At 74.7% G+C, this 15,739-nt stretch carries 13 protein-coding genes; 12 read left to right on the top strand and 1 reads right to left on the bottom strand.

The genetic code is table 11. The features are described 5' to 3' along the window. The first annotated feature begins 209 nt into the window (after positions 1 to 209). The 7 genes from OG403_RS06875 (at position 210) to OG403_RS06845 (ending at position 9,005) form a co-directional block, all read left to right on the top strand. Positions 210 to 3,338: a hypothetical protein gene (locus OG403_RS06875; protein ID WP_442911051.1), complete on the top strand. Its 3,129-nt coding sequence runs from the start codon at positions 210 to 212 to the stop codon at positions 3,336 to 3,338. Next, the gene (locus OG403_RS06870) at positions 3,335 to 4,069 is read left to right on the top strand and encodes a DUF4255 domain-containing protein (RefSeq protein ID WP_329562274.1); all 735 of its coding nucleotides are present in this window, start codon (positions 3,335 to 3,337) and stop codon (positions 4,067 to 4,069) included. The genes OG403_RS06875 and OG403_RS06870 overlap by 4 nt, the downstream gene beginning before the upstream one ends. Beyond that, on the top strand, positions 4,066 to 6,219 hold the full coding sequence (locus OG403_RS06865; protein WP_329562271.1) for an ATP-binding protein: 2,154 nt from the start codon (positions 4,066 to 4,068) through the stop codon (positions 6,217 to 6,219). Before OG403_RS06870 ends, OG403_RS06865 begins: the two co-directional genes overlap by 4 nt. Before the next feature lie 127 nt (positions 6,220 to 6,346). Next, on the top strand, positions 6,347 to 7,894 hold the full coding sequence (locus tag OG403_RS06860; RefSeq protein ID WP_329562269.1) for a phage tail sheath family protein: 1,548 nt from the start codon (positions 6,347 to 6,349) through the stop codon (positions 7,892 to 7,894). 39 nt (positions 7,895 to 7,933) lie between these two features. After that, complete coding sequence (locus OG403_RS06855) at positions 7,934 to 8,374, top strand: phage tail protein (RefSeq protein WP_329562268.1); 441 nt, start codon at positions 7,934 to 7,936, stop codon at positions 8,372 to 8,374. Beyond that, positions 8,371 to 8,850 (top strand): hypothetical protein, encoded by a 480-nt coding sequence (locus OG403_RS06850; protein WP_329562266.1) that lies wholly within the window; start codon positions 8,371 to 8,373, stop codon positions 8,848 to 8,850. The genes OG403_RS06855 and OG403_RS06850 overlap by 4 nt, the downstream gene beginning before the upstream one ends. Then, positions 8,847 to 9,005: a DUF6760 family protein gene (locus tag OG403_RS06845; RefSeq protein ID WP_329562264.1), complete on the top strand. Its 159-nt coding sequence runs from the start codon at positions 8,847 to 8,849 to the stop codon at positions 9,003 to 9,005. Before OG403_RS06850 ends, OG403_RS06845 begins: the two co-directional genes overlap by 4 nt. Here the strand turns inward: OG403_RS06845 and OG403_RS06840 are convergent. Further along, the gene (locus OG403_RS06840; RefSeq protein ID WP_329562262.1) at positions 8,989 to 9,297 is read right to left on the bottom strand and encodes a hypothetical protein; all 309 of its coding nucleotides are present in this window, start codon (positions 9,295 to 9,297) and stop codon (positions 8,989 to 8,991) included. The two genes, OG403_RS06845 and OG403_RS06840, sit on opposite strands and share 17 nt — an antisense overlap. 2,302 nt (positions 9,298 to 11,599) lie before the next feature. On the opposite strand from OG403_RS06840, the gene OG403_RS06835 reads away from it, so the two are divergent. The 5 genes from OG403_RS06835 to OG403_RS06815 all read left to right on the top strand — a co-directional run bounded on the left by OG403_RS06835 (position 11,600) and on the right by OG403_RS06815 (position 15,727). Then, the gene (locus OG403_RS06835; protein ID WP_329562260.1) at positions 11,600 to 12,268 is read left to right on the top strand and encodes a hypothetical protein; all 669 of its coding nucleotides are present in this window, start codon (positions 11,600 to 11,602) and stop codon (positions 12,266 to 12,268) included. 41 nt (positions 12,269 to 12,309) lie between these two features. Beyond that, positions 12,310 to 12,735, top strand: coding sequence for a phage tail protein (locus OG403_RS06830; protein ID WP_329562258.1), 426 nt, complete (start codon positions 12,310 to 12,312; stop codon positions 12,733 to 12,735). Between the two features lie 61 nt (positions 12,736 to 12,796). Beyond that, positions 12,797 to 13,519: a CIS tube protein gene (locus OG403_RS06825; protein ID WP_329562256.1), complete on the top strand. Its 723-nt coding sequence runs from the start codon at positions 12,797 to 12,799 to the stop codon at positions 13,517 to 13,519. Then, positions 13,516 to 15,342 carry a VgrG-related protein gene (locus OG403_RS06820; RefSeq protein ID WP_329562254.1) on the top strand — a complete coding sequence of 609 codons (1,827 nt, stop codon included), beginning with the start codon at positions 13,516 to 13,518 and terminating at the stop codon, positions 15,340 to 15,342. Before OG403_RS06825 ends, OG403_RS06820 begins: the two co-directional genes overlap by 4 nt. A 76-nt stretch (positions 15,343 to 15,418) precedes the next feature. Continuing rightward, positions 15,419 to 15,727, top strand: a complete 309-nt coding sequence (locus tag OG403_RS06815; RefSeq protein ID WP_329562253.1) for a PAAR domain-containing protein — start codon at positions 15,419 to 15,421, stop codon at positions 15,725 to 15,727. Positions 15,728 to 15,739 lie beyond the last annotated feature (12 nt).

The raw sequence follows: 15,739 nt of genomic DNA, 5'->3' as shown, positions 1-15,739 counted from the left end.
CCCGGCCCGGCACCGACCGGCAGTGGCGGATTGCCCTCGGGGGCACCGCCCGCTACCCCCGGCTCGGGTACCTGGGGTCTGTCCCCGGGCACCCGGGCCGGGGAGACTGCCGGGAGCAACGCCCTTCTCGGTCTGTGAGGTTGAGCGTGATCGGCGCCACCGGTAGTCCCCGCTCCATCCGGCGGTCGGCGAGAGCCGCCGCCGCCATCGTGCTGTCCGTGGCCGCCGCCGTGGTGACGCTGGGCACCGCCGGCCCCGGCGGGCAGGCGGCGGGCCCGGTCCCGGCGGCCGCCGCGGACCCGTCGACCGCCGGGCGGATCCTCTTCGCCGGCACCGACCACCGCAGCCTGGCGCAGGTGACCGGGACGGCCTCCAGCACACCGCTGTTCGGGCCCGGCCCCGCCCACTTCGACGAGGACCCCTCGGCGCGCGGCGGCCAGCTGGTCTTCACCAGCCTGCGGGACGAGCCGAAGCCCCAGGTGTACCTGCGCGACGCGTCCGGCGCGGTGCACAAGCTCACCACCGGCATGGACACCGCCGACCCGACGCTGACCCCGGACGGCAAGTCCGTCGTGTTCGACGCGCTGGAACCCGGTGGGCTCAACGGGCAGCAGCAGCGGGACCTCTGGGTGGTCGGCAGCGACGGCACCGGGCTGCGCCGGCTGACCGACACCTCCTCCAACGAGACGTCGCCGACGGTCTCGCCGGACGGCGACTGGGTCGCGTACACCTGCGACGCCGACCCGGCGCACCTCCAGATCTACGTCCAGCCGCTGGCCGGCGGCGCCGCGACGCGGATCACCGACGTGACCACCGGCAGTGCCATCGACCCGGCCTGGAACCCGGTGGACGACGACGCGCACCGCAACCAGATCGTCTACACCTGGGACCAGGGCGGCCAGACCGGTCCCTCGCTGCGGCTCACCTCGCCCACCGGCGGCGACAAGGCGTTCTTCCCCGCGACCGGCTCCGACTGGCAGACCGGATCGGCCGCCTGGCTGCCCGACGGGAGCGGGGTGCTCTTCCTGAGCCCCAACCGGGCCGAGGGCGGTCCGACGCCGTTCGAGAACGTGTACCGCGCGCCGACCTGCTCCTGCACCCCGCCCCAACTGATCTACGGCGACGACCGCCTGATCGCGACACCGACCTGGCTGGGCACCCTGAGCCAGGGCGGGCCGGTGGTGGCGGAGAGCAGCGCCGCCGCCGCCGACGTGGCCGACGTCGAGGACATGCTGCCCGACGGAACGGACCCGCGCGACCTGGGCATCAGCGTGCTGCGGGAGGACCCGGCCGCCGACACCAACACGAATCCCGACGTCGACCCGCTGTTCAACCCCGCCCCCGGCTACGACCCGTGGTTCGAGCGGCAGGACTACACCCCGGACGGCCGGCAGATCGTGGTGACCCGCTTCGAGGACTCGCCCGCCGGCCGGATCGAACGGATCTGGCTGGCCAATGCGGACGGTTCCGATCCGCAGCCGATGAACATCGCCGGGCGCGGGCCGAACGACTGGGACACCGACCCGGAGATCTCCCCGGACGGCACGCTGATCGCCTTCACCCGGACCTCGCCCGGCGGGGTCGGCGCGGCCTCCGGGCCGGGACGGGTGGTGATCGCGCAGGTGTCGACGGGCGCGATCGTCGGCACCATCGAGCCGCCGGCCGACCAGCAGGGAGCCTACGACGCCCAGCCCTCCTGGTCCCCGGACGGCAAGCTGCTCGTCTTCACCAGGACCGAGGTGATCGACGACCGGGGCGGCAACAAGCACGTGTGGACCGTCCCCGTCGACGCGCTCGGCCAGCAGACCGACCTGAGCCGCACGGCCTGCCCAGGCGCCTGCGCCGTCATCGACGACAGCCCCGCGTTCTCGCCGGACGGCCGGAGCATCGCGTTCAACCGCAAGGGCGGCGACGGCGGGGACAACCAGCAGGACGGCATCCTGGTCATCTCGTCGACCGGCACCGGCTGCACGGTGATCCTGCCCGCGGGGCTGAGCCAGGACAAGAACGCCTGCCTGAACCCGCTGCCCGACCCCTCCGCCACCGGCCCGTTCCAGCCCCGCGACGTCTCCTACACGGCGGACGGCTCGCAGCTGGTGCTGACCTCCCGCCGGGCGCTGGCGCCGAACTCGCCGGAGGGGCTGTCGGTCTACGACTTCGCGACCGGTCAGCTCACCCCCGTCGACTGGAACCTGCCGGGACGGCAGAAGGAGCCGAGCGTCCAGCAGTCGGTCGACCTGTCGCTGAGCGCGCCGGCCAGCACGCCCGCGGTCGTGCCGGGCGGCAGCACGACCGTGGGCATCACCGTGACCAACCACGGACCCGCGCCCTCGCCGGGCACCGTCCTCACGGCATCGGTACCGGCGGGCGCCCGACTCGGCGCGCTGACGGCCCCGGTCGGGCAGTGCGACGCCGGGGCGCTGCGGTGCGACCTCGGCACCCTGGCACCGGGCGCGAGCGTGCAGGTGACCGCCACCGTCATCGGCACCCAGCTCGGCGACCAGCAGTTCGGCTGGAGCGTCACCGGGTCGGTGGTCAACGCGAACCCCGGAGACAACGCGGCGCAGACGGTGGTGCCCGTGGTGGCCGCGCCGCCCCCGGTGTCACCGCCGCCCTCCTCGCCGCCCGCCTCCGGCGCGCCCCCCTCGTCACCGGCGCCCTCGCTGTCACCGCAGCTCAGGCCGCCCCCGGCGAAGGCCGGCCCCGGCGTGTCGATCGGCGCGCAGCCGGATCCCGGATACGTCGGCGGCCACGTGACCGTCAGCTACACGGTGCGCAACAGCGGCCAGGCGCTGGCGACCGGGCTGCGCCTGTCGCTCGGACTGCCCGCCGGGGTCCCCACCGAGCCGCTGCCGCCCGGCTGTCCGGGCGGGGTGTGCGAGCTGGGCGACCTCTCGCCGGGCGGCACCGAGGTCGTGCAGGTGGTGCTCTCACCCGACGCGGCGCTGCGGACCACCATCACCACCGTGCTGACCACCACCGGCACCGACGCCGACCCGGGTGACCACCTGGCGAGCACCCCGCTGAGCATCCTCCAGCCCCGCATCGTCGCGGTGCCGCCGATCGGCAAGCCCGGGTTCGTGACCTCGGTGCGCGGCACCGACTTCCCGCCGGGCGTGCCGGTGCGGTTCAGCTGGCAGCCCGGCATCACCGCCGCCGCGGCGCCCACCGTCGCCCGGGCCGACGGGACCTTCGCCGGCCAGCTGCTCATCCTGCCCAAGGACGAGACGGGGCCGCGGACCATCACCGCGAGCGGTCCCGGGTTCTCCCCGGTGACCTGCCCCTTCCTGGTGGTGGCCGGCAGCATCGGCCCGCCGGGGGAGGTGGAGCGGCGGTGATCCACGAGGTCGACGAAGCGCTGCGGCTGCTGCTCGCCGACAGCGGTCTGCGCGAGCGCGGGGTCGAGCTGGTCTTCGACCCGCCCACCCGGGACTGGGCCGCCCGGCGCAACGCCCCGACGGTCAGCGTCTTCCTCTACGGGATCCGCGAGGAGACGGCCCGCAGGCAGGCCGGCGCCGCCGAGGAGCATGACGCGGACGGCGTGCTGGTGGCCTGGCACACCGCACCCCGCTGGTTCGAACTGGCCTACCTGGTGACCGCGTGGACCAACCGGCCGCAGGACGAGCACCGGCTGCTGTCCCAGGCGCTGCAGTGCCTGACGGCATCGGATGTGCTGCCGGCGGAGCTGCTCACCGGCAGCCTCGCCGGACTCGGGCTCACCGTCGGGCTCGACATCGCCGGCAGTAGCGAGGGCATGCCCTCGGTCTCCGACGTCTGGTCCGCCCTCGGCGGGGAGTTGAAACCCTCGATCGACCTGCGGGTGCTCGCCCCGCTGCCCGGCCGGCGCAGCCCCGCGCAGCCGCCGGTCACCGAGGGGCTGGTGCTGCGTGCCACCGACACCTCCGACGCATCCGTGACAACAGAGGCGGCCGGCCAGGCCGGCGGCAGCGACCCCGGTCGCCGGTTGCGCTACCGCGACGGCACGGATCCCGGTCCGGACGGGTTCGCGGCGCTGCGGCAGCGCCCGTTGCCGCCCGGTCGCCGGCGGCGCGGCGGTGCGGCGCGATGACCATCGACGTCGAGGCGGTCAGCAGCGAGCCCTCGGTCGGCCCCGATCACCTGTGGGACCGGCTGGGCCGCCTCGAGCAGCGGGTCAGCGCGGCGGTCCGCGCGCGCAGGGCCGAGGACCCGGACCCGGACGACCCGTACCGCGGCCAGTACCTCACCCCGGCGGCGGCGGAGCGGATCCTGGCGGCAGCCGCTCCGGACGGCCGGGCCGGCGCGCAGCTCGGTGAACCTCCGGCGCCGCCACCCGGATCGAGGACCGAGCGGCTCATCGACACCTTCGGCCTGCTCCCGGTCGACCTCGAACTCCTGCTGGTGGCGATCGCCCCCGACCTCGACACCCGGTTCGAACGGCTCTACGGCTACCTCAACGACGACCTGACGCTGCGCCGGCCGACCATCGGGCTCGCGCTCGAACTGTGCGGTCTGCCGGGGGCGGGTGCCGGCCGCTTCCGGTTCTCCGCGCAGGCCCCGCTGATCGCCGGCGGCCTGCTGGAGATCACCGAGCCGGAACGCCCGCTGCTCTCCCGGGGCCTGCGGGTGCCCGACCGGGTGACGGCCCATCTGCTCGGGGACGACGAACTCGACGGCGCGCTGCGCGGAGTGGTCCGGGTCGGCCGGCCCGGCGCCGACCGCGCCACCGAGCCGGCCCGCCGGATCCGCGCCGCCGCGTCGAGCGGCAGCGGCCTGGTGCACCTGCTGGACCAGGGCGGCAGCGCCGGCCGACTGGCGGTGGACGCCCTCGCGGGCCTGGTCCGGCGGCCGCTGCTGGTCGACCTGGCCGCGCTCGCCGACCGCGCCCCGCTCGCCGACCGCCCCGCGCAGGCCGTCGTGCGCGCGCTCGCCCGCGAGGCGCGGCTCAGCGGCAGCGGCGTGGTGCTCGGCCCGCTGGACGGCCTGGAACCCGAACGCCCTGAGCGGGCACGGCTGTTGCGCGAGCTCTGCGCGGAGCTGGCCGGCGTTCCGCTGATCACGCACGGCAGCCACGGCTGGGATCCGACCTGGGCCCGGGAGAGCCCGGTGGTGATCGTGCTGCCGCCGCCGGACCCGCGCCGGCGGGCCGAGCAGTGGGCGCGCGCGCTGAGCGGGCCGCCGGGAGCGGCGGACGGCTGCGCGCCGCCGGACGGGTACGCCGCGCTGAGCGGCGAGTTGGCCGAGGCGCTCGCCCCGTACCGGCTGGACGAGGAGCAGCTGGCCAGGGCCGCCGAGGTGGCGGCCAGGACGGCGGCGGCCGAACGCCGCCCGGTGCGCGCCGACGACCTGCGCGCCGCGGTGCGGGCGCAGAACGGGGCGGGACTGGCGCGGCTGGCCCGGCGGATCGAGCCCGCGGTCGGCTGGGACGACCTGGTGCTGCCCGAAACCACCGAGCGCCAGCTGCGCGAGCTGGCGCTGCGCGCCCGGCACCGCGACCAGGTGCTCGGCCGGTGGCGGATGCGGCCGGGCGGCGGGCGCGGGCGCGGGGTGATCGCGCTGTTCGCGGGGGAGTCGGGCACCGGCAAGACGATGTCGGCCGAAGTGGTCGCGGCCGAACTCGGCATGGAGCTGTACGTCGTGGACCTCTCCACCGTGGTGGACAAGTACATCGGTGAGACGGAGAAGAACCTGGAGCGGGTCTTCACCGAGGCGTCCCAGGTGAACGGCGTCCTGCTGTTCGACGAGGCGGACGCGATCTTCGGGAAGCGCTCGCAGGTCAAGGACGCCCACGACCGGCACGCGAACGTGGAGTCCGCCTACCTGCTGCAGCGCATGGAGTCCTTCGACGGGATCGCGGTGCTGACCACGAACCTGCGCGCCAACCTCGACGAGGCGTTCACCCGGCGGCTGGACGTCATCGCCGAGTTCCCGGTGCCGGACGAGGAGCGGCGGCGCGCCCTGTGGGACCGCTGCCTCGGCCCGCAGCTCCCGCGCGGTGACGACCTCGACCTGGACTTCTGCGCGCTCCACTTCGAGCTGGCCGGCGGCTCCATCCGGGCCTGCGCGGTGACCGCGGCCTACCTGGCCGCCGAGGCCGGCGGGCCGTTGGGCATGGCGCAGCTGGTCTCCGCGGTGCTGCTGGAGTACCGCAAGCTCGGCCGGCTGGTGCTGGAGAGCGAGTTCGGGCCGTGGTACTCCGCCGGGCAGCCCGCGCCGGGCAGGCCGGCCGCCGACCGCTGAGTACCCGCCGCGATGCCCGCCGGGGCAGCGTCCTTGCCCCTGGTCCGGGACCGCGGGACATGTCCCGACAGGCCGCCCCGGCCGCAGACTCGGTGGCGAATTGATCGGGCCACCCGAAGGAGCGCGTATGCCGTCGTACCTCACCCCGGGCGTCTACGTGGAGGAGGTCCAGTCCGGTGCCCGGCCGATCGAGGGAGTCGGCACCGCCGTCGCCGCCCTGGTCGGCTTCGCCGAGACCGGTCCCTTCCACGAGCCCACCCTGGTGACCAACTGGGACCAGTACGTGCAGCTGTTCGGCGGCTTCACCGAAGGCACCTACCTGGCGCACGCCGTCTACGGCTTCTTCGCCAACGGCGGCGGCTCCGTCTTCGTGGTCCGGATCGGCGAGTCCGCCCGGACGGCCGCCGGCAGCGGACCGGTCCCGGTCCGCGAGGCGCCCGCGCCCACCCCGGTCGCCGGCTTCCTCTTCTCGGCCCTGCCCGGTGCGGGCGGCGGCGTGTCCGTCGAGATCGCCGACCTCGAAGGGGAGAACGTCCCGGACGACCGGTTCAAGCTGCTGGTCCACCAGGGCGGCGCGGTGGTCGAGACGTACGAGGTCTCGACCCGCCGGAACAACAAGGGATACGTCGTCACCCAGCTGCGGGAGTCGAAGCTGGTCGCGGTCACCGAGCAGCCCGGCACCGCGCCGAGCCGCCCGGAGCGCCAGACCCTCGCGCTCGCCGACGCCCCCGCGCCCGCGCCCGCGACGGCGGCCCCCGCCGCCCGGCTCGACCCCGCCGAGTACGTGGGCGACGCCTCGGCCCGCACCGGATTCGCCGGGCTGGAGGCGATCGACGAGATCACCATGGTCGCGGTGCCCGACCTGATGAGCGCCTTCCAGCGCGGCGACATCGACGCCGAGGGGGTGCGGACCGTCCAACTGGCGGTGATGTCGCACTGCGAGCAGATGGGCGACCGGATCGCCGTGCTGGACACCCCGCCGGGCCTGAGCGCGCAGCAGGCGCGCAACTGGCGCCACGACGAGGCGGGCTACGACTCCCGCTACGCCGCCCTGTACTACCCGTGGATCAAGGTGTTCGACCCGGCCAGCGGCCGGAACATCCTGGTCCCGCCGAGCGGGCACGCCGCCGGGGTGTGGGCGCGCAGCGACGCCGAACGCGGCGTGCACAAGGCGCCGGCCAACGAGATCATCCGCGGTGCGGTGGACCTGGAGATCCGGCTCAGCAAGGGCGAGCAGGACCTGCTGAACCCGATCGGCGTCAACTGCGTGCGGGCCTTCCCCGGGCGCGGTATCCGGATCTGGGGTGCGCGGACCCTCTCCTCGGACCCGGCGTGGCGGTACCTCAACGTGCGGCGGCTCTTCAACTACCTGGAGGAGTCCATCCTGCTGGGGACCCAGTGGGTGGTGTTCGAGCCCAACGACGACCGGCTCTGGTCCAGCATCCGCCGCAACATCACCGCGTTCCTGAGCGAGGAGTGGCGGCGCGGCGCGCTGTTCGGCCAGACCGCCGCGGAGGCCTTCTACGTCAAGTGCGATCGCGACAACAACCCCCAGGAGTCCATCGACCTCGGCCGGGTGGTCTGCGAGATCGGGGTCGCTCCGGTGAAGCCCGCCGAGTTCGTGGTGTTCCGGCTGGCCCAGTTCTCCGACAGCACCAGCCTCGTCAACGAGTGACCAGCAGGGCCCGAACAGACCGGAAGGTGACAGCAAGTCATGGCTGATGGCGATCCGCTCTCCACACATATCTTCGGCGTCCAACTCGGCGGCTACAACGTCGAATCCGTCAAGGAGATCAGCAACCTCACCGTCGACCAGGATGTCGTCGAGTACAAGCAGGTCACGCAGCAGGGCAAGTTGATCGTCCGCAAGCAGCCCGGCGCGCGGCTGCCGGGCGAGGTGACGATCACCCGCGGTCTCGACAAGAGCGGGGCGTTCACGGACTGGATCAAGGAGACCCTCAACAACGGCGCGATCAACACCGCGCGGCAGAACCTCACCATCGAGGTCAAGGACACCACCGGCGCCACCCTGCGGCGCATCCAGCTGATGAACGCCTGGGCAAGCCGGTGGCAGGGCCCCACGCTCACCGCGGGCGAGTCCAATGCCGCGACCGAGACGGTGACCATCGTGTTCGAGGAGATCACCGTCGAATGAGGCGACGGATCGGCCTGGACGAACTCCTGGAGAAGGCACCGGTACCGGCTCCGGCGGCGCCGCCGAGCAGCGCGCCGCAGCGGCAGCGCGAGCCCCAGGGACACGCGCTGCGAACCGAGTTCGAGTTCGAGCTGCCGCGCGGGTACGTCGACGACGAGGGCACGCTGCACCGGCACGGCGCGATGCGGCTGGCCACCGCGCGCGACGAGCTGATGCCGCAGATCGACCAGCGGGTCAAGGAGAACCCGGCGTACCTGAGCGTGGTGCTGCTGAGCCACGTGATCACCAGGCTCGGGAGCGTCACCGACGTGCACGCCGGTGTCGTCGAGCGGATGTACGCCACCGACGTCGCGTTCCTCCAGGACTTCTACCAGCGGATCAACAGCGAGGGCCACACGCTCGCCGCGGTGACCTGCCCGCACTGCGACGGTTCCTTCGAGGTGGACCTCGCTGGTGGGCGCCTGGGGGAATCGTGACGTACGCGACCACCCGGCTGTACGAGGAGATCGCGTACATCGCCTACCACTTCCACTGGCAGCGGGAGGACATCCTCGACCTCTCCCACGGTGAACGCCGCCAGTGGGTGCGGGAGATCGCGCGGATCAACACCCGTGTCAACGAGGGCGGGTGAGCGGCATGGGGTTCTGGGACAGGTTCACGGGCCGGGGTGCCGGGGGCGCGGGGGCTGCCGCTCCGGCCGCTCCCGCCGCGCCCGCCGCGCCCGCCGCGCCCGCCGTGCAGCGCTCCGGCGGCGCCCGGGACGGGGGTTGGCGGGCGGTGACGCCGTTGGCCACGACCGTCTCGGGGTCGGCGGCCGGGGTCAGCGACGGCCTGCGGTTCCGCTCCCGGCTCGCCGCCTGGCAGGACCCGTCCCGGTGCGGCACGCTCGGCCACGCGGTGCTCGACTCGGCTCCGGCGGGCATCCTGCGGGCGGTGGCACGGCCGCTCGGTCCGGCGACCTCCGCCGGCGCCGACGGGCCCGCGCTGCGGTACGCCCTACTGCCGCCGCAGGCACCCGAGTTGGGGCCTGAGCCAGCGGCGGAGTTGGGGGAGCCCGGGGGAGCGCAGCCCGGGCCGGTGCGGCAGGTGCAGCGGTCCGCTGCCGTCCGCCGCCGGCTTCCCGTCAGATCGGCCACCCCGGCGGCTCCCGGGGTCCGCGCCGCCGGGCGGGCCGTTGCGGCAACTGCCGACGGCGGTACGGCTGTCTCGGGCGCCCCGGCGGCTCCCGGTGGCGTGGCCGGCACGGCGCAGCCCCGCTCGCCGAAGCCCCGCTCGCCGCAGCCTCGCCCCGTCGTGCCGCGCTCCGTCGGCGAGCCGCTGATCGTGGCGCGGCGTCCCCGGACGCTGCCCGCCCGCACGCTCACCGTGGTGCCGCCCCGCGTGGCGGAGCGGCCTGCGGGTGCGGCGCCGACCCAGCGGCCCGCTGTCGTGGCGCAGCCCGTCATGACAGCGGAGCCGACCGCCGTCACCCGCCCGCCCGAGCCCGCCATGCCGACCGTGGCGCGGCGAGCCGGAGCCGACCCGAGCCCGGCCGACGCAGCAGCCCCTTCGCCGGCCGCTTCGTCGGCCCCGCACACCACCGACGGCGCGCTGCGGCGTGCTGCGGCGGGCGGCGCCGGTACGGGGCGGCCGGTCCTCGGCGCGCCGCTGGCCGCACTGCCCGCGACCGCCGTGCCCCGGCCCGCCGGCGCTGTGCCCCGGCCGACGACGGGCGACCTCGGCCGTGCCGACGACGCGTCAGGCCCCGCGTCCGGACCGCTGCCGATCGTCCCCTCGCCCGCCGCCCAACCGGTCGGCCCGGCCCCTGCCCCTGACCCGCAAGCGGGTGGACCGGCACAGTCCCGCCCCGTGCCCGGACAGCCCGGCGCCACCCAGGTGCAGCGGGCGCCCGCTCCGGGCGGTGGCTCCTCCGTCGCACCGCGCACGGCAGCGCCCGGTGCGCAGCCCAGCACACTGTCGCGCGCCGACGCCGCCCCCGCGCGCATCCGTGGCGGACTGGGCGCCCCCCTCAGCGCGCTGCCGCCGACCGCAGGCGTGCCTGGCGGCACGGCCGCGCTGCTCGGCAGGCGCGGCCCCGCTCGGCGGATCACGGGCACGGCGCCGACCGGCGGCACGGCCGGGGGAAGCGGATCCGCGCGGGAGCACGGCGCGCCCACCGTCCCCACGCCACCGCAGCCGGCCGCGCGGGTCGGGATGGCGCTGCGCGGCGAAGGCACTCCCCGCGACGCCGCATCGGATGCAACGGCGATCCAGCGCGGGGCTGTTGACGGACCTTCCGGACCCGGGTTCCCCGCAGTCTCCGGTGTCCGAAGTCCAAACGCGGATACGCGCACGGGCACGGGCGGGCAGCGTGACGGCGCCGCGCCGAGGAGTTCGGGTGACTCCGCTGCGCCGCAGCCGCCGGCCGGCCGCCCCCGCAGCACCGGTGGGAGCCTGCCGCCTGTCGTGCCGCAGACCGACGCCGAGTCGGCTGTCCCAGGGGCCACAGCAGCCCCAACAGCCCCAACAGCCCCGGCACGCTCGCCGATCCCGATCGGCGGCATCGTGACGCGCACGGTCAAGCCCATCCAGCGCGCGCGAGGACTGCTCGGTGAGCGTCGGCCGGTGTTCGCCCTCGTCGCACCCGCGACGGTGCCCGCGACGACGGGAATGCCTGCCAGGGGCACCGGCCGGGCGGCGGCGTCGGCCACACCCGTCGTCCGGGCCGTCTGGCGCCAGGACCAGCCTCAGGAACCGCCCGCACGCACCGTCGACCAGCCGGCCACCCAGCCGGCCGTCCGGTCGGCCACCGAGTCGGCGACAGGCGGGACTTGGCGGCATCGCGCCACCGCCGTCCTGCGGCTCCCGAGGCGCGCGGCGGCCCGCCGACCCGATGCCTCGCACCCGGAGCCATCAGCGTCACCGGCGTCACCAGCGTCACCGGTCAACCCCGGCGGTACCGGGCCGGAGCTGAGGCCGTCGCGCCCCGGAGCCCCGAGCGCCCCGTCCCCCGTCCCGCACCCGTCGACGGCCGTCGGCCCAGGCGACGCGGCGCCGCCGAGCCCACGACCTCCGGAGCGCGGCGCCGCTCGCGTGGAGCGTCCGAGCGTGCAGCGTGCGGTGTCCGGCAGTCCCCGCCCGTCGGCACCGAACGCGCAACCGGCGCCGCTCACCAGCGCTTCAGCGCCCACCGCGTCGCCCGCCCCGTCGCCTGCCGCAGCCCCTGCCGCAGCCCCCGCCCGGCGGGTGCGCGGCGGCGACCGCACCCCGCCGCCCATCGAGACCTCGGCCTCCGCGACCGCCCCGCAGGGCGTTCCCCGGGTACAGGTACGCCTCGCACCGCCGAGCGCGGCGGCAGCGGCCCCGGGAGCGGCCCCGGCGGCGGTCCAGCGGCTGCCGATGGTCGGTGCCCGGCCCGCGCAGCCGTTCCAGACGCAGCCGCCGAGCGGCGTCAGCTGGACGCTGCGCGGCCTCGCGCCGGGCGGCGTGGTCGCAGTGGGTGCGGACCGGGAAGCGGCGCCGGGTCCCGCCGTCGCGCCGGTGCGTACCGTGTCGCGGCCGACGCCGCCGTCCGACGGTGCGGCCGGTTCTCCCGGGCTGTCCTGGAGTTCGCAGCCTTCGCCCGCCGCCACCGCACGGGTGTTGCAGCGGGTGGCCGAGCAAGCGGGCCTGTCCGGAGTGCCGTTGACCGCGGTACCGGCCCGCACGCCGACCGTCTCCGCGCCCCCGGCCACCGCGTCGCCCCCGGCCGCCGCACCGGTGCAGCGGAGTACCGCTTCACCGGTCGCGGCCGCCGCGAGTGTCGACATCGACGAACTGGCCCGGCGCCTGATCGAACCCGTCGGACGGCTGCTGCGCGCCGAACTGCGCAGGGGAAGAGAGCGCGCCGGGCGGCCGTACGACGGTCGCCGCTGAGCGCGCGGCAGGGTATCGGCGGGCAGACGACGGAGGCAGGGATGACCGACAACATCTTCGCGACGAGCGTGTTCTTCACGCTCACGATCGGCGGCAACGACCTGGGGGAGTTCGCGACCTGCTCGGGACTCGGCGCCCAGGTCGAGATCGAGCAGTACGCGGAGGGCGGCAACAACGGCTTCTCCTGGCAACTGCCGGGCCGCATCACCTGGTCGAACATCACGCTGACCCGCGCGGTCACCGCGGACACCGCCAAGATCGCGCGCTGGCTGGACGAGATCGTCCGCCGGGTGGAGCCCAAGGACGGCGAAATCGTGGCGCTGCGGCCGGACTTGAGTCGCATCGTCAGCTGGCAGGTGCTCGGCATCGTCCCGGTGCGCTGGCAGGGCCCGTCGTTCGACCCCGCCAACTCCCAAGCCGCCATGGAGACACTGGAGATCGCGCACGTGGGTCTGCGCCCGTCATGACGCACCGTCAGAAACGGCTCACACGACACTTCACAGGAAACCCCACGGAAGGAGGTACGGAATGTCGTCAGCGGTCCCCGCGAGTGTCACCCGCGCCCAACTGACCATCATGGAGCCCCCTTCGACGGTCGGCGCGCAGCCCGGCGGGACGATCGCCAGGCTTCCGCTCCAGTTCAACCCGGCGACCCTGGTGCTGAGCAAGTCCACGGAGTGGCGCCGCACCCCGTCGCGGATGGCGGGCCAGTCCGCGCTGCCCGAGTTCGTCGGCAGCGGACCGCGCACGCTCTCCCTCGACGTCTTCCTGGACGCGACGGCGACCCACGACGACGCGGTGGAGAAGGCCGTGGAGCAGCTGCTGACGGCCTGCGTCCCCACCCCGAGCAGCCTGGCGCAGAAGACCCCGGCGAGCCCGTGGATCCGGCTGGACTGGGGCACCTCGAAGACCACCTCGTTCAACGGGGTGCTGACCGGCCTCTCGGTCACCTACACGCTCTTCGACGTCGACGGCAAGCCGCTGCGGGCCAGTTGCTCGCTCACCATCCAGGAGGCCAGCGTCGATCCGGCGGGCCAGAACCCGACCTCCGGCTCGCCGGAGGCCCGCAGCACCCACCGGGTGATCGCGGGCGACAGCCTGCCGCTGCTCGCCTGGCGCGAGTACGGCGACGCGACGGTCTGGCGCACCATCGCCGAGGCCAACGACATCGACGACCCCTTGGTGCTGGTCCCGGGAACGGAACTGATCGTGCCGGGCATCGACGAACTCGGCCAGGGCGGGCGGCCGTGACCACTCCCGAGGCACGCGGTGGCCGGTCCTTCGCCGCGGAGCCCGTCGTCGAGGCGCCGGGTCCGCTGCCGCCGATCTGGGCGACCGAGTTGGTCTGCTGCGACATCGAGGAGAGCGTCGGCCTGCCCGACACCGCTGTCCTGTCGTTCCGCGACGAGAAGCACAAGTTCCTTGCCGCGACCGGGATCACCATCGGGACCCGGCTGCGGGTCTCGGTGGTCACCGTCCAAGGGCACGCGCAGGTGCGGCTGTTCGCCGGCGAGGTGACCGCGCTGGAGCTCGAGGTGGACGGGACGGGCTCCTACACCGTGGTGCGGGCGTCGGCGATCACCCACCGCCTGATGCGCGGGCGTCGGGTGAAGGCGTTCCGCAACATGACGACCGCGGACATCGTGCGCGAGGTCGCCGCCGGCGCGGGGCTGGAGTGCGGGCGGGTCGACGCGTTCGCGGTGGTCCACCAGCAGCTCTCGCAAGCCAACGTCTCCGACTGGGAGTTCCTCCAGTACCTGGCGCAGGAGAGCGGCGCCCAGGTGCGGGTGGACGACAACGGGCTGCTGGAGTTCGTCAAGCCCGAGCCCGCGGCCGGCGCCCCGGCCCCCAGCACCCCCGCGCCGCAGAACCCGATGGTCCTGGAGTACGGCCGCAACCTGCTGGAGCTGCGCGGGGTGCTGACCGGCGCCGGCGGCGCGGACACGGTCGAGGTGCGCGGTTGGAACGTCACCACCAAGAACGCCCTGGTCGCCACCGAGCCGTCGGTGACCGGCCAGAGCGTGCAACCGGGCCTCAGCCCGTCGGTGGTGACCGCCGCCTTCACCGGTCCCAGCCGGCTGACCACCGCCGACACGCCGTACCGCACCCAGGCGGAGACGACGGCCGCGGCCCAGTCGCTGGCCGCCTCGGTCGCCGCCGGATTCGGTGAGCTGGAGGCCGTGGTGGAGGGCAGCCCGAGGCTGCGGGCGGGCACACCCGTCGCCCTGGGCAACGTCGGCGCCGCCTTCTCCGGCCGCTACACCGCCACGGCGGTTCGCCATCTGCTCGAGCCCTACCGCGGCTACCGCACCACCGTGGTGGTCAGCGCCGCCCCGGACCGCTCGCTGGCCGGGCTCGCCACCGGCGGCAACGCGCCGCCGCGCGGCCCGCGACTGCCGGGGGTGGCGATCGCCGTGGTCACCGACGTCCGGGAGCCGGGCGGCGCGGAACGCGGCTGGGTCCGGCTGAAGTTCCCGTGGCTGGACGACAGTTACGTCTCCGACTGGGTGCGCACGGTCCAGTGGGGTGGCCAGGGGGGCGGCGGCGTGTTCAGCCCCGAGGTCAACGACGAGGTGCTGGTCGGCTTCGAACAGGGCTGCCTGGACAGCCCCTACGTGCTGGGCGGCCTCTACAACGGCCTCGACAAGCCCTCGCCGCACGACGTGCCGCTGATCGACCCGGCCGCCGGCAAGGTCAACCGCCGCTCGCTGGTCTCCCGTTCGGGCAACCGGTTGGAACTGCTGGACGTGCCGGGCGGCCCGTCCGGCGTCCGACTGGCCAGCGGCGACAAGAAGTTGGAGGTCAGGCTGGACGAGCAGCGCGGCGAGATCGTGCTGACCGTCTACAGCGCGGGCGGTGCGGCGGCGGCGAGTTCGGTGCGGCTGGCCGAGTCCGGCATCACCATCGACGCCGGCACGGGCGAGGTCACCGTGCGCGGCGGTTCGGTGACCGTCAACGGCCAGACGGCCGTGAACCTGCGCGGGGCATCGGTGAGCGTCAACGGCGAGACGGACGTCACGGTGAACGGCGGCGCGCTGGCGGTGCTCAAGGCCGACCTCGTCGAGATCAACTGACCGCCGCCGCCATCGACTCGAACCACCTTGGACTCGAACCACCTTGGACTCGAACCACCTTGATTGGAGAGTGCACATGCCTCCCGCAGCCCGGACGGGTGACGCCACCGACCACGGCGGCGTCCTCACCACCGCGCCACCCGGCGCCATCGCGGTGGAGACCGTGCTGATCGGCGGTCGGCCGGCCGCCGTCACCGGCAGCCTGCACGAATGCGTTCCGCACGTGGAACTCGGGCCCGCCAACCTGGTGATGCCCAGTCTCGCGGCGGCGGCCGGGGGCGTGGTCCTGATCGGCGGGCTGCCCGCGGCGCGGCTGGGGGACAAGACGGTCTGCGGCGCCACCATCGTGGTCGGCGCCTTCAACGTGCTGATCGGAGGGGTGTGATGAGCGAGCGGA

It is taken from the genome of Kitasatospora sp. NBC_01266, assembly GCF_036242395.1.
In the GTDB taxonomy this organism is placed as follows: domain Bacteria; phylum Actinomycetota; class Actinomycetes; order Streptomycetales; family Streptomycetaceae; genus Kitasatospora.
The sequence above is the reverse complement of the archived record's forward strand: the minus strand, read 5'-3'. Positions and strand labels throughout refer to the sequence as shown.